Raw genomic sequence first — 19,166 nt, 5'->3', positions numbered from 1 at the left:
GAAACGCCTTTGCGCCGATGATAGTGCACGGACGTGTGTGAAAGTAGGTCATCGTCAGGCTCTTATACCGAAAAACCCCCGCTTGTGATCAAGTGGGGGTTTTTTTATGCCTGTTCGATACCGCCCCTCTCTGTGGCTCGGGTTCCCCTTACTCACCCAATAAGCTGTGCTCATCGAGCAGCGCATACACAATGCGGTGATCGGCATCCAAGGCTCGACGTATCGCCGCAGGAAGCGTTTGTTGGGTTTTCTGCGTAAAATGTATGTACCCTCACGTGTTCTGATACGTATTATTCGTTGATGAGCAGTAGGCAACCTAATGTGTTAACAATACTTTCATTTCTGCTTTTCTTCTCTTTCTTAGCTGCTTTGGGGTGTTTATTATGGTGAAGCTTATTTTATTGTTGGCTGCCTTTTTACCTTTTATTGCGGCGGTTAGTGCAAAAGCGGGGGGCAGTGGCTTTCAAAATCACACGCCTCGAGCTTGGCTTGCCGATCAGGATGGCTGGCGTGCTAGAGCCAATGCAGCACAGGCTAATAGCTTCGAGTCATTGGCTTTTTTCTATGCGGCTTTTCTGTACTCATTTTTTTCGCAAGGCCAAAGTGAACTATTAATCACGTTGGGATTTGTGTGGCTCGCATTGCGATTGTTTTATATTTTTGTCTACGTGAAAGACATGGCGACGTTGCGAAGTGCTGTGTGGGCTCTGGCTTTTGTAATCAATATTTGGATTCTATTTATCTAGTGTCCGTATTGCATTTAGCGTAACCGGCACGATGCATAGGCTGTAACGAATTAAGAGTTAGTATTCATCCAGTGAATGGGTGTTTAATGATTTGTTCGTTTTCCATAAGCAAAAAAAAGCCAAGCGGTGATGCTTGGCTTTTTCATGGGTGTAGAGATAATGGCAATGTTTGTTAACGGATCATTGATAGCCTACGAATTAGCGAGAAGGTTTAGCGCTCAATGATGTCGTTTTGTCGTTTAATGGCTGAGGGAAAGAGATCCCAGCAAGCCATGAATATGGCGGCGATCAGTGGACCAATGACGAAGCCATTTAGGCCAAAGATAGAAATGCCGCCAAGTGTAGAAATCAGAATGATATAGTCTGGAATTTTGGTGTCTTTACCAACCAGTATGGGGCGTAAGATGTTATCGACAAGGCCAATAACAAACACGCCGAAGGCCGTTAAGATTACGCCTTGCAGGATAGCGCCAGTGGCAAAGAAGTAAATGGCCACAGGCGCCCAAATAAGTGCTGCGCCTACAGCGGGCAATAGCGATAAAATCGCCATCACTACGCCCCAAAATAAGGCACCTTGTATCCCTAGGATAAAAAACATGATTCCGCCAAGGGCCCCTTGTACGGCGGCCACGGCGATGTTTCCCTTAACGGTAGCTCGGACTACGGTGGTGAATTTACGCATTAAGTGAGCCTTCTGGTCCTCACTTAAAGGGATAAGGCTTCGGCAATGACGTGCTAGTTCTGTACCATCACGTAGTAAGAAAAATAGCAGGTACAGCATGATGCCTAGGCTAACAAGAAACTGGAAAGTGTTGGAACCAATGCTGACAGCTTGTTTTGTTAAAAACTGCCCCGAACTTAAGGCGAAATCAGAAAAACGCTCTCGTAGCTGTTCAACGTCGCCACCGACCAGACGGTCTACTGCGGACTGTAAGCTAGCTGGCATGACACTTAATATCTGTTCTAAGTAGCGACCCACATTCAGTTCGCCTCGTTCCATTGATTTGTAGAGCGTGGCAACCTCTTGTATTAAGGCTCCGGTAATCAGGATGACCGGAATAATGACAATTAGCGTAATGATTAATAGGCTAATAAGCGCGGAAAGGGTCTGTTTTCCTTTTGTCTTTGCTAACAGACGGCGTTGTAGCGGTGAAAAAATAATAGCGAGGATGACGCCCCAAAAAATAGCACCATAAAACGGTACTAATAGCCAAATGAAGGCTAAGGTGACGATCGATAGAAGCAATAGAAAACTGCGAAAAAATAAAGAATTTTCGGTAGTCATTTCACGCCCAAAGTTAAGTGAAATAGGTAGTTGCGATTGTACGCATTTACTGGTGTCTTTGCTTAGGCTGAATTGTTATGTTTTGATGATTGTCGTAAAGGCGGCCAGCACTACGGCACGGCGTAGGAAGGAGAGCTCTATATCAATATAGCGTACAGCAAAAAGCCCCTCAGTGTTTTAACTGAAGGGCTTTTTAAATTTTGGCTCCCCGAACAGGGCTCGAACCTGTGACCTGCGGATTAACAGTCCGTCGCTCTACCGACTGAGCTATCGGGGATTAGCTAATCAACAACTATAACATAACTTACATAAATATTGTGCGGATTTTTTCATTAAGATCGATTTATCGGCCACCTCTGGCGCCTGAATGGGCTGCTGACTTGGCGAAGTCCCCTTACGCCGATTCTTGGACTATTATGTTTGTCTTAAAAATAAAAAATGAGTCGTATAGATGAGAAAGTTACGGGTGCTTTATGCGGAAGCGGCGACAGGCTATGGTGGTCAAGAGCGTTATTTACATCGTTTAATGCTGGAAATGCGTAAACGGGGGCATGTGGTAGAGATGTTGTGCCAGCCTGATGCTGAGCTCTGCCATTATCTGAAGCAAGACGGTTTTGTCGTGCATACAGTACTGATGCGTAAAGGCTGGTGTTTTTGGCGTAATCTCGTCAAGGTGACCCGTTTCTTGCGTAAGCATCGTTATGATGTGGTTAACACAACGAGTCGAGTCGATACCTTGCAGGTGGGGTTACCTGCCCGTATGGCTAAGATACCGCTGGTTGTTAGAAGTCGACATCTGGCTCGTCCTATTGGTTCATTATTAAGTTATAGCTGGATCCCACAGCGCTTGATCACGGTCAGTAACTTTGTGTTGGGACAAATAACGGCACGTGGGATCTCGCCCGATCACGTGGGCATCGTTCCACCTGCTGTGGATTTGCCTGATCCCTTACCGCCTCAGAAGTTACGTTTAGAGTTGGGCCTAAGTGACTCAGCGACAGTGGTGGGCAGTATCGCCGTATTGCGCCGTCCTAAAGGAATGGATGCGCTGATTGCAGCCATGGCCCCGCTGCTACGTAAAAACTCGGCACTGTATTTGGTGCTCATCGGAAATGGCGAGATGCTGTCAGAATTGCAGCAACAGGTCAGTCGCGAACAGGTGCAAGAGCAGGTGCACTTTTTGGGGGAACGCAATGATGTGCCTGAGTTGATTGGAGATTTTGACGTTTTTGCCTTAGCGACACACATAGAGGCTTCTGGAACGGCCATTGCGGAAGCCGGCGCGGCATCGGTTCCAGTGGTAGCGACGGATGTGGGTGGCGTGTCAGAGATGTTATGTGCAGGCGAGAGTGGTTTACTTGTGCCGTTGGGAGATATCCCAGCCTTAACGGAGGCACTAGATACGTTGATCACTGACCCTGTCTTACGCCAACAAATGGGGCGTGCAGGTTATAAGTACTGTATTACTGATAAGCGTTTTGTTCTTGAGAGTATGGGGCAAGAAACAGAGCGCCATTACTTACGCTGGCTGGAGCAAGTTTCAAATGGTTAAGCATTCCGTACCCGTTCTGATGTATCACCACGTTCGTCCAGAGGCGGGCATGATTGCTTGTACGCCTGAAAACTTCGAAGATCAGTTGCGTTGGCTTCAGAAGCAGGGTTATCGGTCGTTGACATTGGCTGAGTTTAACGAGCATTTGAACGGTAAAGATGTGGGTAAAGCCGTGTTGATTACCTTTGATGATGGTTATTTGGATAATTGGGTTTATGCCTATCCTTTGCTGCAAAAGTATCAGTTCAACGCCACCATATTTTTGGTGACATCGTGGTTGAATCATGGGCCTTTACGTTCACATCTGGGGCAAGGTGATTTGCCGACTTGCCCTGAGCATTACGAGTGCGAAGCGTTGGTTGAACAAGATCGCACCGATGAGGTGATCTTGCGTTGGAGTGAGGTGCAGGCGATGCGCGAAAGTGGGGTGGTCGAGTTCCATAGTCATACTCACACCCATACACGCTGGGACTTGATGCCTCATGAAGATAAAAACGCGCGAATGCGAACCGAGTTAGACCTTTCAAGGCTTACCCTACAGCGCGAATTAGGTGAGTGTTCGCCACATTTGTGTTGGCCGCAAGGTTATTTCGACGAGGACTACGTTGAGATTGCAAAAGAGGCTGGTTTTACTTCCCTCTACACAACCTTGGCGTTTGGTCGAAATACTCAACAGACATCGCCATTGCGTATTCATCGTTTTGCCGTGCGTAACCGTCCAGGACGAACCTTGGGTAAACGTTTGTTTTATGGGCATCATCCGATAATGGGGCCGATTTTCAATAACGGAAAGCGATGGATACGTCGTCTTAAGGGGCGACCTGATTAGGTAGTGGTTTTTCGCCGTTACATCGTATGAATAGAAAAAGCCCTTCAGTAAAAATACTGAAGGGCTTTTTAAATTTTGGCTCCCCGAACAGGGCTCGAACCTGTGACCTGCGGATTAACAGTCCGTCGCTCTACCGACTGAGCTATCGGGGATTTGCAAAGAAAAGTAATATAGCATGAACTGCCATTTCGGTGCAAGAGAATGCTGCCAATTATCTAATTTTTAGTGCCGTTCTCGATAAGCCGCTTTAAAAGGCTAATTAAGAGTTGAGTTTCGTCTTGGCTAAAACCGTTTAAATGATTGTTCAAGGTTGAAGCGACAGCAGGCAAGATCTTTTCACACACCTCGTTGCCCTTATCTGTTAAGTGCAGTCGCTGTACGCGTCTATCTTCTTCACAACGTTCTCGGGTTAAAAAGCCTTTGGCTTCAAGTCTATCGATGGCTCGGGTCATCGAGCCGGTGTCTGTGCTTTCTCGCCGTGCAATATCGGCGGCAGTGTTTAACCCAACATATTTAATAATGACCAATGGACGCCATTGCATGGCAGTTAGGCCTAAATGGCTGACCTTGTTATTAATCATATGATGGATCGATGCGGTGCTAAGCCGTAATAAATAACTGATGTTATTCGAGGTAGCAAGCGCGCTGGGGGTGGCTTCATAGAAAGCGTTACCGTTTTCGGAAGCAAAAGAAGAGTTGGATTTATTGTCCATAGAATGCTTTTGTCTCTATTTGGTGGTCTAAGCAGCAACTGTTTAGGCATGCGGCTGTAAAATACAAGGGTAATTTTTATTCTTATCAGTCGCTTCATTATACGTACTAGGTAAAACCTCTTTTATGACGAGCATCAGTAATGCAGGCGTTAGTTCGCGCAGAGAGTTCTGGATTGGCTTTTTTTTAGCCGGTTTAGGCTCTGTTTTGTTTTCTGCTAAGGCGATTGTTGCCAAACTGACTTACGCCTACGGACCGGACGCATTAACCGTCATCGGCTTTAGAATGCTGTTGGCCTTACCGTTTTTCTTGTTGATTGCTTTGTGGCAGGCTCGCAAAGCCATGAAAGGAGAGATTCCGAAATTAAGTGGTACGCAACAATTACAAATGATTTTCTTGGGTTTTATTGGGTACTACCTTGCGAGCCTATTGGATTTCATCGGTTTGCAATACATCACTGCAGGCTTAGAGCGATTGATCTTGTTTTTATCGCCGACGTTTGTGTTGCTGTTTTCATCCGTTTTTTTGAAGAAGCGAATTTTACCTAAGCAATGGCTAGCACTGGCTTTGGCCTACTTAGGGGTTAGTCTTGTTTTTGTTCAAGATTTATCGCTAAGTGGTGATGACGTCTTATTAGGTGCCGCCTGTGTTTTAGGATCCGCCTTGTCGTATGCGGTGTATCTGATCAGTTCAGGTGAATTGTTAAAGCGTATTGGCGCGACCCGCTTGGTGGCTTATGCCATGAGTACGTCGGCGATTTACACGCTTATCCATTTCTTTTATGTATTTGGTTGGGAAGGGTTGCAGCAGCCATCGGCCGTTTATGGGTTATCACTGATTCATGCTGTTTTTAACACGGTGGCGCCGACCTTTATGATTATGTGGTCGGTTGAGCGCATCGGGGCTCCGATGACATCGCAGCTTGGTTTGTTGGGACCCGTCTCAATTTTATTCCTCGCCAACTGGTTCTTGGGGGAGCCGATCACCTCCTTACAAATCGCGGGAACGGTATTGGTATTAACCGGGGCCATGGTGTTAAGCCGACGCTAAGGTCGGCGGCTTCCTTATTGATTTAACTTCCATCCTTGCTGGCGTAAGAAGGCTTGCAAAATTTGACCCTGATATCGCGATTGATGGATGACCAGTGAAAGGTATCTTTTTAGATCCAGAAAAGGGGTGTCGAGCAATACCAGTCGGCCGGCTTGTACGGCATCAATGGTCGCGGCTTTAGGCAGACAGGAAATACCCCAGCCTGCAATGGTTGCTTGTTTAATCGCTTCCACCTGACCAAGCTCAAGCAGAATATTTCCGCGAGGAAGCTCAGCGATAGCCAGTTCAGTAAGGGCTCTTGAGGCCGAACCGTGCTCTCGCATAATCCAGTTTGCGCCAGCAAAATCTTCCTTTTGTAGTGTTTCTTTGCCGGCGAGGGGGTGGTTGGCTGAAGCGCAAACATACAAACTGTCTTCTCGCCAGACTTGGCTTTCTAGCTCTGGATGATGCACAGGACCTTCTACACAAATGACATCGCTTTTGTGTTCTAAAAGCGCTTTGACGATGAGTTCAGTATTGGCCACCTCTACGTGTAACGATACCAACGGATGATTTTTTACGAATCCATCTAATAAGTCACCGATTAAATAATTGCCAACGGTATTGCTAGTACCAATCCGCAACTCTCCGCGTAGCTGTGTGTGATCAACCAATGCAGTGTGTTGAAGTTCTTGTAGACGCTCAAGAATTTCCTGAGCCTGCGGCAGCAATTCTCTGCCTTTTGGGGTTAACTGCATTTTCCCGCGTAAACGGTCAAACAGCGGGGTACTAATTTGCCGCTCCAGTTCAGCGAGCGCCATGCTTGCTGCGGGCTGGGTGATGAATAGGCTTGCGGCCGCCGCTTTGACTGTGCCGCTTGAGGCGACGGCGGCGAACACTTCTAAATGACGTATGCTAATAGGAATCATAAATCAATTTTATTTATACTTACCATAAGTAATGATGAGTGTGATTTTAGTTATATAGGGTTTAAAATTACTTTACGTTATTTTGAATCTGGAGATCACCGTGCGAGAGCATGTACAGCGCAACCCCTTTGCTTCGCAGTTTACTACCGTATCGGCAGATGCGAGCCGGGAAGTCGGTGTGGCGCCACAACCGCCTTCATTATGGAAAGGGATGGTGCTGGCAGCCATTATTGCGACGATAGCGACGGTGTTAGGGCGCTGGCTTCCGATGGTGGGTGGTCCTGTTTTTGCTATTTTGATTGGCATAACATGGCGAAACACGATAGGTGTGAATCCCAGCATTGCCTCGGGTATTACGTTTACCTCTAAAACCTTATTGCAGTGGTCGATTATCGGCTTAGGCTTTGGCTTAAGTTTTACCCAAGTGATTCAGACCGGCGCTGATTCATTGACCGTTACGTTGGTCACAATCGCTGTCGCATTCGCCGTGGCTTATTTTTTGGGGCGAGCGCTAAAAATAGAACGAAATATGCGCACATTGATTGGTGCTGGCACGGCGATCTGTGGTGGTTCGGCGATTGCTGCGGTTGCGCCCATTATTAAACCTGAAGATCATGAAACTGCTTTAGCGATCTCAACCATCTTTTTATTCAATATTGCTGCTGTGGTGATTTTCCCTGTGATGGGTCACGCCTTGCAGATGAGTGATCTGGGATTTGGTTTATGGGCGGGTACGGCGATTAACGATACGTCATCAGTGGTCGCTGCTGCCTATAGTTACAGTAGTGAAGCGGGCGATCATGCCACGATCGTTAAGCTAACCCGTGCCAGCATGATTATTCCCATGTGTATTTTATTAGCGTTCTTGCAGGCTCGTGCGGAAAGCAAGGCGGGAAATGGGCTTAATTTAAAACGCGTAGTGCCCTGGTTCATTATTGGTTTTCTACTGGCTTCAGCAATACGTAGTACTGGATTGCTTCCGGAAAGCATGTTGGGGTACATACAGCAAGTGGCGTTGTTTGTAATGGTAATGGCACTGGCTGCCGTGGGCCTTACTACTGATCTAAGAAGTATCGCTCGAACCGGATGGAAACCTTTGGCTCTAGGCTTGGGTGTATGGGTTTCGGTCTCGGTGAGTAGTTTGGGTGTGCAGTATTTAAGCGGTAGTTGGTAGAGTCCAGAGTTTGTTCATTGTGTTGTAGTAGCCCTTGCGTGTATGACCGAAGCTTCGGAACGCGCAAGGGCTTTTTACTTCTTACGGTTTAGGCAAACCACGATGCTGGGTTATGCGTCAGCGCAATGCCTACGATGTAGATAAAAATTAATACCGCAATAATAGCGGCCACGCCTCGGTGTAAGGGCGTTGATCCGCGCTTAATGGCGTAGGTGCCCACCACAATATAGACAACTAATAAGGCAATCTTCGTATATAGCCACGGAGCGGCTGCACCGGCCCCGAGCATTCCCGCTAGTGCCAAGCCGGCGACAAGAAAAACCGTATCAATAATGTGTGGTGCAACACGTACAAATTTGCGCTGTAGCATTGCAGACTCGGTGACGGACCAACAGGCGCGCACAATAAAAAATAGAATACTCAGCGCCGCAGCGGTGACGTGTAAGTGTTTGATGGCAAAATACATAATAAAAACTCCGAGCGGCTAATAGTAAAGTTAGAAACGGTTGAGGGGGATCTTCAAATACTGTTGCCCATTGTCTTCAGCGTCGGGCAGGTGTCCTGCACGAATATTAACTTGAAGTGCAGGCAGCATTAAACGGGGTAGCGATAAGGTGGCATCTCGTTTTTGTCGCATCGAAACAAACTCATCTTCGCTAATACCATCACGTACGTGAATATTGTGAAGTCGTTGCTCTTGCACCGTGCAGTGATGGCTGGGCTCACGGTCGGCAGGGGGATAATCGTGACAGAAAAAGAGTGAAGTGGCCTTGGGGAAGCTCAGGATTTTTTGTATAGAGCGATACATTTGTCTGGCATCACCCCCGGGGAAATCACAGCGAGCCGTTCCACCATCAGGCATAAATAAGGTGTCACCCACAAAAATGCCTAAGCCTTTGACATGGTAAGCCATGTCGGCGGGGGTGTGGCCGGGTACATGAAGGACGTCAACTTCAAGTTGACCGATAGTAAAGGGTTTTCCGGGTTCAAGCAGTACGTCAAATGCTGAGGTTAACGGTGTATCGTCTGCCAAGTTGTAAATGGCCTTAAAGGTGTGCTGCACTTTATCAATATAAGAGCCAATGGCGATTTTGCCTCCGCGTTGCTCTTTTAGCCAAGCAGCAGCGGATAGGTGGTCAGCGTGGGCATGGGTTTCTAAGATCCATTCCACCTCAAGGTTATGGGTACTAATGTAATCAAGAATGGCTTGCGCTGAATGCGTGCTGGTACGAGCAGATGCCGCATCGTAATCCAGCACTGGGTCAATAATGGCGCATAGTGGGCTGCTGGAGTCGTGCACGACATAGGAAAAAGTAGAGGTGTCTTCGTCGAAAAAGACCTTAAGCGAGGGGCGAGATGTCATAAGCCTTCCACCGTAATTGAAAAATTAACCGAGATGGGTGTTGCCACCTTTAGGGCTTAGTTTCGATTGATTCAGTGTCTCAAGAATTCCGCAATGTCTGACGTTACCTTGATGTAGGCAATGTTGATGAAGCTCATGTAGCTGTTGCTCTAAGTATTGCAGCTCAGTGATTCGGGTCGTGACATGGTTTAAGTGCTCTTTAACAAGGTTATTAATGGGAGCACAGTTTTCGTCAGGAGAGTCCATGTAATTGAGTAGCTCGCGAATTTCATCGTGAGTCATATCTAAACTTCGACAGTTACGTATAAAACGCAAGCGCTCGGCATGGGCAGCGCTGTATCGTCGATAGTTATTTAAGCCTCGGTTTGGCGCGTGCAATAGGCCGATTTTTTCGTAATAACGTATGGTTTCGGTGCTGCAACGGCTTTGCTGCGCAAGTTCGCCTATTTTCATGGCGCATCTCCTTGGATGCCACAGGGCAAGCTAAAAAGTCAGATACTTAGTTATACGTTCTTCTTGACCTTAAAGCTACTATAAGGTGTGTACTGAACTATCTTAGTTTGAAGGATGGGTCATGAACACCTCACATCATCACGGACAACACCGTCACGAGTCACACAGCGTTTCTCACGGATGCTGCTCTCTGCAGTCCACTGCTGAGGCTGGGCCCCTCTTTTTTTCTACCGCACCGGAGAACGCCGAGCAATCTGTGTTTTACATTGATGAAATGGACTGTCCTACTGAAGAGAGTTTGCTAAGAAAGGTGTTAGAGCCTCGAAAGGAAGTCCGTAAGCTCGAATTCGATTTGTTGCATCGTAAGTTAAATGTCATTCATGACATGGGTTTCAGGGGGGAACTACAGAAACTTATTAGTAACGTCGGGATGGTTGGCCAGTTGCAGACGCAGGACCATGAGCCATCCAAGAAAGATACCGCGGCAGCATATTGGAAACCTTGGCTGCGTACAGGTGCCGCTGTGGCGCTGGCGTTGGTTGCAGAACTACTGTCGTGGCTGAGTGTGTCGCTTTGGTTGACCGCCCCGTTGTCGATAGTTGCGATCGCGCTATGTGGCTTTAGTGTCTATAAAAAAGGTTGGATAGCCATACGATATCGCGATTTAAATATTAATGCGTTGATGAGTATTGCGGTAACGGGCGCGATGTTGTTGGGGGAGTGGCCTGAGGCGGCGATGGTAATGAGCTTGTTTACCCTTGCGGAACTGATCGAGGCCAGATCCTTGGACCGGGCGCGTGCTGCGGTGGATAGCTTGCTTAATTTAACGCCGGACTTGGTCAGTGTGAAGGAGGGGGCGGAAGACTGGAAAAGCGTATCGGCACGGGATGTTCAGTTGGGGGCGTTAATCAAGGTGCTGCCCGGCCAGCGTTTGGGCTTAGACGGTCAGGTAGAGTCGGGAAGTTCTGTTGTGAATCAGGCTCCTATTACGGGAGAAAGTGCAGGGGTGACAAAAGCTGCAGGCGATCAGGTGTATGCCGGATCCATCAATGGCTTAGGTGAACTGCAGTATCGCGTCACAACGGATTATGACCACAGTTTATTAGCTCGTATCACACATGCTGTTCAACAAGCTCAACAAAATAAAGCGCCGACTCAGCGTTTTGTGGACGCGTTCTCGCGAGTGTATACGCCTATCGTGGTAGTGCTGGCGGCCGGCATTGCCGTGATTCCTCCCTTAGTGGGGTGGGGGGCGTTTACTGAATGGGTATACAGGGCATTGGTGTTGTTGGTTATTGCGTGTCCGTGCGCGTTGGTGATATCTACCCCGGTGGCGGTAGTCAGTGCATTAACCGCTAGTGCTCGGCAAGGCTTGTTAGTTAAGGGAGGCGTGTATCTGGAACGTGCCCGTCGAATTCAACATGTCATTCTTGATAAAACCGGTACGTTGACGCAAGGTATGCCGCGTGTGCAAGACGTTTTTGTCAGCACAGCCCACAACGATTACGTTCAAACATTGGCCTACAGCTTGGCCTTACGATCCGATCATCCCGCTTCGCAAGCGTTGGTGCTTGCGCAGCCGGAAGGTTCAGCACTTGAGGTGAGCGGTTTCAGCGCCATACCCGGTCAGGGTGTGGAGGGCGTTATAGAGGGACGCCTGTATCGCTTGGGTAGTCGCGCATGGGCTTCTGCTGAGGCTGAGCCCGTACCATTACTTACAGCATGGGAAGCGAAGTGGCAGGCTCAGGGGGCGAGTTTTGTGTACTTGTACGAGGCACAGACTGTGATGGCTGCTTTCGCTATTAACGATGTAGTCAAAGAAGGGGCAGCGCAAGCACTGAAGCGTTTGGCGTCGCGCGGTGTGACGGTAAGCATGGCCTCGGGAGATAACCGGCACGCAGTGAGTTCGGTGGCCGCAATGGTGGGGTTGAGCCACTTTCATGCCGAACTCTTGCCCGAGCAAAAACTGGATTTAATAACTCAGCATCAAAAGAAGGGGCTTGTTGCGATGGTAGGCGATGGCATAAACGATGCGCCTGCTTTAGCACAAGCGGACATCAGCTTTGCGATGGGAGCCATGGGCTCAGATATTGCGATCGATACGGCAGACATTACGATTTTAAATGATGACCTCAATAAGCTTGCTGATGTCTTAGTGTTGTCGACACGGTTACACCGCGTATTGGTGCAGAATATCAGTGCTGCTCTAGCCATTAAAGCGGTCTTTTTGCTTTGGGCCATTCTGGGCGGCGCGACGATGTGGATGGCGGTTTTCGCTGATGTGGGGGCGAGCTTGTTGGTTGTGCTGAATAGTTTGCGTTTGTTGCGGTAGTCGTAAAAGTCTAAAGTTCGTCTCCTCGATATTTATGTGCGTCATATTATAATGTTATGCACATTGAATGACTAAGGATATGCCGATGATCGCCATTTTAGAAGCTAAACGAGCCGGTTTATTAGCGCGCCAGCACTGGTTACCTAATATCGTGGCGGGCGTGATTGTCGGGGTAGTCGCCCTACCGTTAGCGATGGCGTTTGCTATTGCGTCAGGGGTGGCGCCAGAGCAGGGTATTTACACCGCGATCGTAGCGGGCTTGGCGGTCTCGCTATTGGGTGGCAGCCGATTACAAATTGCAGGGCCTACTGGGGCTTTTATTGTGATTTTATCGGGGGTGGTGGCTCAGCACGGAGTTGAAGGTCTACAAATCGCCACCTTGATGGCTGGCTTTATACTGCTGTTTTTGGGTGTCAGCCGCATGGGAATGGTCATCAAATTTATTCCTACCTCGGTTATTGTCGGCTTTACCGCGGGCATTGGTATCATCATTTGGGTAGGGCAGTGGCGGTATTTCTTTGGTCTTCCCGCACCCCAAGGCGAGCATTTTCATCAACAGTTGTGGCAGTTGATACGCGCTTTGCCTTCGCTTGATATCGCAACGACATTGGTCGCTATTGTGTCCTTAGCGTTGGTTATTCTTACCCCAAAGATCAAGAAGCTGAGACGAGTGCCGGGGCCGCTTGTTGCGCTTGTCCTATTAAGCGTGGTGCAAGCGATATTTTCGTTTGAAAGCCTTGCTACCATTGGTACGGCTTTTGGTGCGATTCCTCGTGGTTTACCTGCTTTTACCGTGCCCGAGCTAAGTCTAGCTCGAATGCTAGATTTGGTGGGCCCCGCTTTTGCCATTGCCATGCTAGGTGCGATCGAGTCCCTGTTGTCCGCTGTGGTGGCCGATAACATGAGCGGCACACGACATAATTCAAATCAAGAGTTAATAGGGCAAGGCATTGCGAACATAGCGGTACCTTTTTTCGGAGGCATCGCCGCTACCGGAGCCATTGCTCGCACGGCGACGAATATACGCAATGGGGGCACTAGCCCGTTGGCAGGTGTTGTGCATGTATTGACTTTGGTGCTGGTGTTGGTGGCTTTGGCGCCATTAGCCGTGCACATTCCTTTAGCGACCTTAGCGGCCATATTATTTATGGTGGCCTGGAACATGAGTCAGCCCAAGCTCGTGCTGTCGTTAATACGCCAAGCCCCACGTGCCGATACCATTATTTTGTTGGTGACCTTGGCCTTAACCGTATTCGCTAACCTTGTTATCGCGGTGAATATAGGGGTGGTGCTGGCGATGTTGCACTTTCTAAAACGTATGTCAGACAGCGTGAGGGTAGTGCCGCTGACCAAGAGCCACCTTAAGCATTTAACGTCCACGGAATTAGTTGAGGCCACCTCTAATGATGTCGTGGTGCTGTCAGTGGAAGGGCCCTATTTTTACGCGGGTGTGGATGTGCTTGAAAGTGCAGTGGATAAGTTATCTGCTCTACCCAAGGCCGTCGTCATACGTTTACGTTATGTGCCCTTTATCGACGGGACTGGCTTGCAAGCCTTAGAAAAAACGGTACTTGCGTTGCATGCTCAGGGCGTGCATATCGCGCTGGGCGATTTAAACTCGCGCTTGTACTCAGAATTGTCACGCACCGGGCTGGTTAAGAAATTAGGTTATCAGGCCTTGTTTGATGACCTTGAGTCAGCTCTGTTGTCGGTGAATGTCGCCCTTAAATTACGGTCTGACGCTAAGGTGTAACCTACACTTTTGGGTTGGGCTTACCGCTGGAAGAATAGGAAACCTCGTGCTTAGTGAGATAGTCGCGTATTAGCTGCCTAACCACTTGCGAGGGGGTAAGGTCTTGCGAAGCGCAAAGGTCTTCAAGGGCTTTTTTCTTTTTAGGATCAATCAAGATCGTAAGGCGTGCGGTTTTCTTTTCCATGATACTAAATGGTGTTAGGTGTGTGGAGGGCTGGGGGGTGACGTTGCGCTAATTCAGTGATGATATCGTTTTTAAACGGGTCTGGTTTCAGTCCTAGCGTGGCTAATGAAATGACTTTGCTTGCATCGTACCGACGTTCGGTGCCAAGTAGCTCTTCTAAGCGATTTGCCTGACGAGTTCCGCTAACGAGATCACTATCGATAAATAGTAAGGCATGGGCCAATACAATGTGCCAATCTGCTGGGTCGCCTGCCTGACGCTGGCCTTTGGTATACCATGCGGCTGCGCGGGCGTTGCGCCAATGTTGGGCGGTGCCTGCAACCTTAACGTAGGACCCGATCTGGTCTTTAATTGCCAAATTGTATCGCCCGTCGCAAAAAGAGCCCTGAACTTCTTGGGCTTCACTTTCTATGTGTTGACGCGCAAGGATTGTTTGCAGAATCGAGCAAAGGTGCTCGTAGGCTTGGTTTGATAAATCCAGCGGCCGACCGTAATCGACCCAACAGAGACTTACATTCATGATGCCTGATAGCTGGGGCACAACCCCACCGCCTGACTGTCGTACGTACACTGGCCAACCCTGTTGTTGCATGGCCTGACAGGCTTGGTTAAATGTAGCATGGCGTGTGTAGCTACGGGGCACAACCAGCGATTGTAAAGGCTGCCACAGTAACGCTTTGGGTTGTGCGTCAATTAAACAGGCTTCGACTAACTGTTCATCTGCAAGCGGTGAAAGATGGCGGGCTGTTTGGTCAGAAACTGTGTATGTAGGGCTCATCGATAGCGTAGAAGAAATTCGTCATCGTCCATGCTGAAAAAGCGCACGGCATCGATCAGAGCAAAGAGCACGGCAACGGGAGCAAAAATAACGAAAAGAACGATATAGAGTAGCCCAACGAAGTACTGTCCTATGTAAAAGCGATGTATTCCTATCCAACCTAGAAAAATGGCTAAAACAATGCTTAGCTTACGTTTAGAAAGTGTAGAGGGGGAAGCGCTTTTATGGCGTCGACTGATCCAATAACTGATTGGGATGGTTAGGGCTAGAGCAATAACAACTTTAAGGGCATTCGCTTGTGCATAGGCGACAACGTGATGATATAGCTCTGAGAAGCTATGGATAGCGCTACCGCTAATCCACGTTAGCCATGAGAAAAACACAGCAAAAGCTGTCTCCCCGAAGCTCAGCGCAAGCAAAATAATAAGAAAAATGGCAACAGCCAAAATAAATTTTTGTATCATAGTCGATGGGATCTATGGTTTAAGGGGCGCAGGTTTTACGGACTGCATGTTCCCACGCTTCAAGTCGCGTGTTACGTTCGTCTTCACTGATGCGCGGTGTAAAGCGTTGTTCGACTCGCCACTGCGCCTCAAGTTCGTCTTTATTATGAAACAAGCCACAGCTTAAGCCTGCTAAATAAGCCGCGCCAAGTGCGGTGGTTTCCACCATGGCAGGACGAACCACATCGATACCTAACAGGTCCGCTTGTAATTGCATCAGCGTATCGTTCTCACTGGCACCGCCGTCGACGCGTAATTCGATTAATGAGTGGTTATTGGCGCTGGCGTCGGCGCTCATGGCGCGCAATAGTGCAGTGCTTTGAAAAGCGATACTTTCCAGAGCGGCGTATGCAATGTGTGCCATAGTGGTTCCTCGAGTGATACCGGTGATGCTGCCTCTGGCTTCGGCATCCCAATAGGGGGCGCCGAGACCTGTGAAAGCAGGTACCAGTACTACGCCATTTGCATTGCTAACCGTAGCGGCTAAGGCTTCAACCTCGTGGCTAGCGGAAATGGCTTTCAAGCCATCGCGAAGCCATTGCACTACGGCGCCTCCGATAAACACACTACCTTCTAAAGCAAACTCAGGCACTGAACCCTCTTGCGCGGCACGGGTGGTGAGCAAGCCGTTCTTGGATAAGGTGAATTCCGTTCCAAGGTGCATCAGCATGAAACACCCCGTTCCGTACGTATTCTTAGCCATGCCCGGCTTAAAACAAGCTTGTCCGAATAGCGCTGATTGTTGATCGCCGGCGACACCATGAATAGGCAGGGGAGCATTAAAATGTTCGGCAGCGGTATGAAAAAAATAAGAGCTTGAGGCCTGCACGGTGGGAAGTAGGGCGGCGGGGATGTTTAGTAATTTTAATAAGGTCTCATCCCATTGGTTACTACGAATGTTAAAAAGCATCGTGCGCGATGCATTGCTCACATCCGTGCAGTGATGTTTTCCGTTACTTAAATTCCACAGTAACCAGCTATCAATGGTCCCAAATGCAAGTTCACCGCGCTCGGCTCGCTCTTGAGCACCAGCGACATGATCGAGTATCCAGCGTATTTTGGTGGCGGAAAAATAAGAATCGATGCGTAGGCCTGTGCGTTCGTAGACTAAATCATCATGATGCTCAGCACGTAATTTCGCGCAAAGGGGTTCTGTCCGACGGTCTTGCCAAACGATGGCGGGGTAAATTGGCTGGCCGGTTTGTCGGTCCCAAATGACGGTGGTTTCGCGTTGATTTGTAATACCCACAGCGCTAATGCTTGATGCCGAGATATTCGCTTTGGCGATGGCTTGACGGGCTGTATGCCGTTGTGACTGCCAGATCTCTAGGGCATCGTGTTCGACCCATCCAGACTGCGGGAAATGCTGACTGAACTCTTGTTGGGCTTCCGCGATGATGTCGCCCTCTGGGTTAAAGATAATACTTCTAGAGCTGGATGTACCTTGGTCCAACGAAAGAATATAAGTCATAAGCGTAGCCGTAACTGGGATCGTAAACAGAGTTTGTCATGATTGTAGTGCTGAAGGTGTTAGACGTGTTGCAGCGTTAAATGGGCAAGTCGCTACAAACTCTGCTCTAGCTGCTTTAAACTGTAGGGGGCACTTCTCCCTTTACTATTGCGATTTCCAATGAATTTCAGAACTTCTCCTTTAGCCACTGAGCGCACTCAACTCTTGGCAGCGCTAGCGCGAACTGAACAAGCCGATGTGGTGATTATCGGAGGGGGGGCAACCGGATTGGGTATTGCGCTTGATGCCGCCTTGCGCGGATTAAAAGTCGTGTTGCTGGAAGGCAATGATTTTGCGTCGGGCACTTCGTCACGTGCGACAAAGCTGGTCCACGGAGGTATCCGTTACCTGGCTCAGGGCAATGTGTCATTAGTGCGAGAGGCTTTACGTGAACGGGCGACGTTTATGCGCATCGCACCGCATTTGGCGCAGCCACTGGGTTTCGTTATGCCCAGTTATAAGTGCTGGGAAACTCCATTCTATGGGGTGGGCCTTAAAGCTTATGATGCCTTAGCGGGAAAAGAAGGGCTAGGAACAACTCGTTTTTTACACGCCTACCAAACACAAAAAGAACTACCTGGGGTGAAGCGTGAGGGCTTGAAAGGTGGCGTCATGTACTGGGATGGCCAGTTTGATGACGCTCGTATGGCTTTAGCACTAGCACGCAGCGCTGCCGCTGCTTCGGCATTGGTTGTTAATCACTGTAGAGTGACCGAGTTGCTGCATAGTAACGATAAGCTTGATGGCGTGCGTTGCGTTGACACACACACACAACGAGAGTTCACCGTTCGGGCCCCTTGTGTGATTAATGCGACGGGAGTGTGGGTCGATAATATTCGCCAATTAGATCAAAAGGTGTCAGAGCGGCACAATAAGCCTTTGGTCAGCCCCAGCCAAGGGGTGCACGTTGTCGTTGACCAATCTTTTATGCCCAGTAAGCACGCGTTACTCGTACCCAAAACCAAGGATGGACGCGTGTTATTTGCCGTTCCATGGCTGGGGAAACTGATTTTAGGCACGACCGACACGCCCACAGATGGGCTGCACGCTGAGCCGATGGCGTATCCAGAAGAGATAGACTTTATATTAAAAGAGGCCGCTAACTATCTAGAAAAAGCGCCCACCCGAGCCGATGTACGTAGTGTCTGGGTCGGGCTACGCCCTTTGGTGCGAGAGGCCGTCGATGCCACAAATACAAAAAGTATTAGTCGAGAACATACGGTGGTGATCAGTCCAAGTGGGCTCGTCACCGTAACGGGAGGGAAGTGGACGACCTATAGGTCGATTGCAGACGATGTATTGAAACATTGCCAACAGCATGGGCTCGTCTCGCCCTTAGCGCCTTGTTCTACCGCAAGCCATCCATTAGTTGGTGCCCTCAGACAAGGTGGAAAAAGAGAGCTAACAAGCCCAATCACCATACAGGCTTACGGGGACGAAGCCAGTTGGGTTGATACGACAACGGGTCATGATGTTTGGATTACGCCCGAACTGAGCGAAGCGATGGTGCGCTTTGCCGCACGTTACGAATACGCGTTAACTGTCGAAGATGTATTGGCAAGACGAACACGCATCTTGTTTTTAGATGCGAAGTTGGCGGCGCGCATTGCCCCCCGTGTTGCTGAGCTACTGCAAGAAGAAGCGGAAAGCGATCCACAACTTGAGCAATTCATGTCGCTTGCTGCTCAATACGCTCATATTCCGGACACGGTAAGCTAGAGGTTTTCCCTGAGGGATTAAAGGGTGCAAATAAAATAAATAAGCGTACACCCTGAATTTACAAACTGAGCTCTGTGTCTTGTTTTGTTCATCACGCCCTAGAGTAGCCTCAGCAATCTTCATGACCTGCTTTGTTACATACAGATAACTTTGCTTCTATGTAAAAACAAGGCGTTTTTTGATCCTTTGCGTTCTAAGTATGACCAAAAGTGAGGGTCTTATGACGGGTATTGTTTTTCTATGTGCAGAGTATACAGATTGTAATTATTCAAGCTTAAATCAGCGATAAATCAGTTAGCAAACTGTTTTTAGACGC

The 19,166-nt window shown here is 48.7% G+C and carries 18 protein-coding genes and 2 tRNA genes; 8 read left to right on the top strand and 12 right to left on the bottom strand.

Features of this window, described 5'->3' with window-relative positions; translation table 11 throughout:
- The first annotated feature begins 383 nt into the window (after positions 1-383).
- A complete protein-coding gene (locus tag AC2UZI_RS10130; RefSeq protein ID WP_486943679.1) occupies positions 384-746 on the top strand; it encodes an MAPEG family protein in 363 nt (120 codons plus the stop codon).
- Between the two features lie 211 nt (positions 747-957).
- On the opposite strand, the gene AC2UZI_RS10125 is transcribed toward AC2UZI_RS10130, so the two are convergent.
- Both AC2UZI_RS10125 and AC2UZI_RS10120 read right to left on the bottom strand, forming a co-directional pair.
- Entirely contained in the window at positions 958-2,031 is a 1,074-nt protein-coding gene (locus AC2UZI_RS10125) for an AI-2E family transporter (RefSeq protein WP_486943678.1), read from the bottom strand.
- A 201-nt stretch (positions 2,032-2,232) separates the two neighbouring features.
- Positions 2,233-2,308, bottom strand: a tRNA-Asn gene (locus AC2UZI_RS10120).
- 174 nt (positions 2,309-2,482) lie between these two features.
- Here AC2UZI_RS10120 and AC2UZI_RS10115 point away from each other — a divergent pair.
- Positions 2,483-3,583: a glycosyltransferase family 4 protein gene (locus AC2UZI_RS10115; RefSeq protein ID WP_486943677.1), complete on the top strand. Its 1,101-nt coding sequence runs from the start codon at positions 2,483-2,485 to the stop codon at positions 3,581-3,583.
- Positions 3,576-4,412 (top strand): polysaccharide deacetylase family protein, encoded by an 837-nt coding sequence (locus AC2UZI_RS10110; RefSeq protein ID WP_486943676.1) that lies wholly within the window; start codon positions 3,576-3,578, stop codon positions 4,410-4,412. The genes AC2UZI_RS10115 and AC2UZI_RS10110 overlap by 8 nt, the downstream gene beginning before the upstream one ends.
- Before the next feature lie 76 nt (positions 4,413-4,488).
- Here AC2UZI_RS10110 and AC2UZI_RS10105 read toward each other — a convergent pair.
- Positions 4,489-4,564: transfer RNA gene (locus AC2UZI_RS10105), tRNA-Asn, on the bottom strand.
- 63 nt (positions 4,565-4,627) lie between these two features.
- A complete protein-coding gene (locus AC2UZI_RS10100; protein ID WP_486943675.1) occupies positions 4,628-5,125 on the bottom strand; it encodes a MarR family winged helix-turn-helix transcriptional regulator in 498 nt (165 codons plus the stop codon).
- A 124-nt stretch (positions 5,126-5,249) separates the two neighbouring features.
- On the opposite strand from AC2UZI_RS10100, the gene AC2UZI_RS10095 reads away from it, so the two are divergent.
- Positions 5,250-6,173: a DMT family transporter gene (locus AC2UZI_RS10095; protein WP_486943674.1), complete on the top strand. Its 924-nt coding sequence runs from the start codon at positions 5,250-5,252 to the stop codon at positions 6,171-6,173.
- 14 nt (positions 6,174-6,187) lie between these two features.
- On the opposite strand, the gene AC2UZI_RS10090 is transcribed toward AC2UZI_RS10095, so the two are convergent.
- Entirely contained in the window at positions 6,188-7,081 is an 894-nt protein-coding gene (locus tag AC2UZI_RS10090) for a LysR substrate-binding domain-containing protein (RefSeq protein ID WP_486943673.1), read from the bottom strand.
- Positions 7,082-7,181: 100 nt separating this feature from the next.
- Between AC2UZI_RS10090 and AC2UZI_RS10085 the strand changes: the two genes are divergently transcribed.
- Positions 7,182-8,255, top strand: coding sequence for a YeiH family protein (locus tag AC2UZI_RS10085; protein ID WP_486943672.1), 1,074 nt, complete (start codon positions 7,182-7,184; stop codon positions 8,253-8,255).
- A gap of 88 nt (positions 8,256-8,343) precedes the next feature.
- Here AC2UZI_RS10085 and AC2UZI_RS10080 read toward each other — a convergent pair whose 3' ends face one another.
- From AC2UZI_RS10080 to cadR, 3 genes are read right to left on the bottom strand one after another with little or no spacing between them, the layout of a single operon-like run.
- Entirely contained in the window at positions 8,344-8,721 is a 378-nt protein-coding gene (locus tag AC2UZI_RS10080; RefSeq protein ID WP_486943671.1) for a SirB2 family protein, read from the bottom strand.
- Between the two features lie 30 nt (positions 8,722-8,751).
- Complete coding sequence (locus tag AC2UZI_RS10075; protein ID WP_486943670.1) at positions 8,752-9,618, bottom strand: MBL fold metallo-hydrolase; 867 nt, start codon at positions 9,616-9,618, stop codon at positions 8,752-8,754.
- A gap of 24 nt (positions 9,619-9,642) precedes the next feature.
- Positions 9,643-10,071 (bottom strand): Cd(II)/Pb(II)-responsive transcriptional regulator, encoded by a 429-nt coding sequence (cadR, locus tag AC2UZI_RS10070; RefSeq protein ID WP_486943669.1) that lies wholly within the window; start codon positions 10,069-10,071, stop codon positions 9,643-9,645.
- Positions 10,072-10,192: 121 nt separating this feature from the next.
- Here cadR and AC2UZI_RS10065 point away from each other — a divergent pair, with 121 nt between their 5' ends.
- The gene (locus AC2UZI_RS10065) at positions 10,193-12,403 is read left to right on the top strand and encodes a heavy metal translocating P-type ATPase (RefSeq protein WP_486943668.1); all 2,211 of its coding nucleotides are present in this window, start codon (positions 10,193-10,195) and stop codon (positions 12,401-12,403) included.
- 85 nt (positions 12,404-12,488) lie between these two features.
- The gene (locus tag AC2UZI_RS10060; RefSeq protein ID WP_486943667.1) at positions 12,489-14,156 is read left to right on the top strand and encodes a SulP family inorganic anion transporter; all 1,668 of its coding nucleotides are present in this window, start codon (positions 12,489-12,491) and stop codon (positions 14,154-14,156) included.
- Between the two features lies 1 nt (position 14,157).
- On the opposite strand, the gene AC2UZI_RS10055 is transcribed toward AC2UZI_RS10060, so the two are convergent.
- From AC2UZI_RS10055 to glpK, 4 genes are read right to left on the bottom strand one after another with little or no spacing between them, the layout of a single operon-like run.
- Complete coding sequence (locus AC2UZI_RS10055) at positions 14,158-14,340, bottom strand: ribbon-helix-helix protein (RefSeq protein WP_486943666.1); 183 nt, start codon at positions 14,338-14,340, stop codon at positions 14,158-14,160.
- 4 nt (positions 14,341-14,344) lie between these two features.
- Positions 14,345-15,118 carry a lipoyl protein ligase domain-containing protein gene (locus AC2UZI_RS10050; protein ID WP_486943665.1) on the bottom strand — a complete coding sequence of 258 codons (774 nt, stop codon included), beginning with the start codon at positions 15,116-15,118 and terminating at the stop codon, positions 14,345-14,347.
- Positions 15,115-15,582 carry a TM2 domain-containing protein gene (locus AC2UZI_RS10045; protein WP_486943664.1) on the bottom strand — a complete coding sequence of 156 codons (468 nt, stop codon included), beginning with the start codon at positions 15,580-15,582 and terminating at the stop codon, positions 15,115-15,117. The genes AC2UZI_RS10050 and AC2UZI_RS10045 overlap by 4 nt, the downstream gene beginning before the upstream one ends.
- Positions 15,583-15,601: 19 nt before the next feature.
- Entirely contained in the window at positions 15,602-17,092 is a 1,491-nt protein-coding gene (gene glpK, locus AC2UZI_RS10040; protein ID WP_486943663.1) for a glycerol kinase GlpK, read from the bottom strand.
- Between the two features lie 159 nt (positions 17,093-17,251).
- Between glpK and AC2UZI_RS10035 the strand changes: the two genes are divergently transcribed.
- Positions 17,252-18,850 (top strand): glycerol-3-phosphate dehydrogenase/oxidase, encoded by a 1,599-nt coding sequence (locus AC2UZI_RS10035; protein WP_486943662.1) that lies wholly within the window; start codon positions 17,252-17,254, stop codon positions 18,848-18,850.
- The last annotated feature ends 316 nt before the right edge of the window (positions 18,851-19,166 follow it).

Source organism: Paenalcaligenes sp. DL 463 (assembly GCF_057475185.1).
This window is presented reverse-complemented; position numbering and strand designations above follow the sequence as displayed.

Coding starts and splice junctions, on each gene's coding strand:
- AC2UZI_RS10130 (WP_486943679.1), top strand. CDS start 384: ATGGTGAAGCTTATTTTATTGTTGGCTGCCTTTTTACCTTTTATTGCG.
- AC2UZI_RS10125 (WP_486943678.1), bottom strand. CDS start 2,031: ATGACTACCGAAAATTCTTTATTTTTTCGCAGTTTTCTATTGCTTCTA.
- AC2UZI_RS10115 (WP_486943677.1), top strand. CDS start 2,483: ATGAGAAAGTTACGGGTGCTTTATGCGGAAGCGGCGACAGGCTATGGT.
- AC2UZI_RS10110 (WP_486943676.1), top strand. CDS start 3,576: ATGGTTAAGCATTCCGTACCCGTTCTGATGTATCACCACGTTCGTCCA.
- AC2UZI_RS10100 (WP_486943675.1), bottom strand. CDS start 5,125: ATGGACAATAAATCCAACTCTTCTTTTGCTTCCGAAAACGGTAACGCT.
- AC2UZI_RS10095 (WP_486943674.1), top strand. CDS start 5,250: ATGACGAGCATCAGTAATGCAGGCGTTAGTTCGCGCAGAGAGTTCTGG.
- AC2UZI_RS10090 (WP_486943673.1), bottom strand. CDS start 7,081: ATGATTCCTATTAGCATACGTCATTTAGAAGTGTTCGCCGCCGTCGCC.
- AC2UZI_RS10080 (WP_486943671.1), bottom strand. CDS start 8,721: ATGTATTTTGCCATCAAACACTTACACGTCACCGCTGCGGCGCTGAGT.
- AC2UZI_RS10075 (WP_486943670.1), bottom strand. CDS start 9,618: ATGACATCTCGCCCCTCGCTTAAGGTCTTTTTCGACGAAGACACCTCT.
- cadR (WP_486943669.1), bottom strand. CDS start 10,071: ATGAAAATAGGCGAACTTGCGCAGCAAAGCCGTTGCAGCACCGAAACC.
- AC2UZI_RS10065 (WP_486943668.1), top strand. CDS start 10,193: ATGAACACCTCACATCATCACGGACAACACCGTCACGAGTCACACAGC.
- AC2UZI_RS10060 (WP_486943667.1), top strand. CDS start 12,489: ATGATCGCCATTTTAGAAGCTAAACGAGCCGGTTTATTAGCGCGCCAG.
- AC2UZI_RS10055 (WP_486943666.1), bottom strand. CDS start 14,340: ATGGAAAAGAAAACCGCACGCCTTACGATCTTGATTGATCCTAAAAAG.
- AC2UZI_RS10050 (WP_486943665.1), bottom strand. CDS start 15,118: ATGAGCCCTACATACACAGTTTCTGACCAAACAGCCCGCCATCTTTCA.
- AC2UZI_RS10045 (WP_486943664.1), bottom strand. CDS start 15,582: ATGATACAAAAATTTATTTTGGCTGTTGCCATTTTTCTTATTATTTTG.
- glpK (WP_486943663.1), bottom strand. CDS start 17,092: ATGACTTATATTCTTTCGTTGGACCAAGGTACATCCAGCTCTAGAAGT.
- AC2UZI_RS10035 (WP_486943662.1), top strand. CDS start 17,252: ATGAATTTCAGAACTTCTCCTTTAGCCACTGAGCGCACTCAACTCTTG.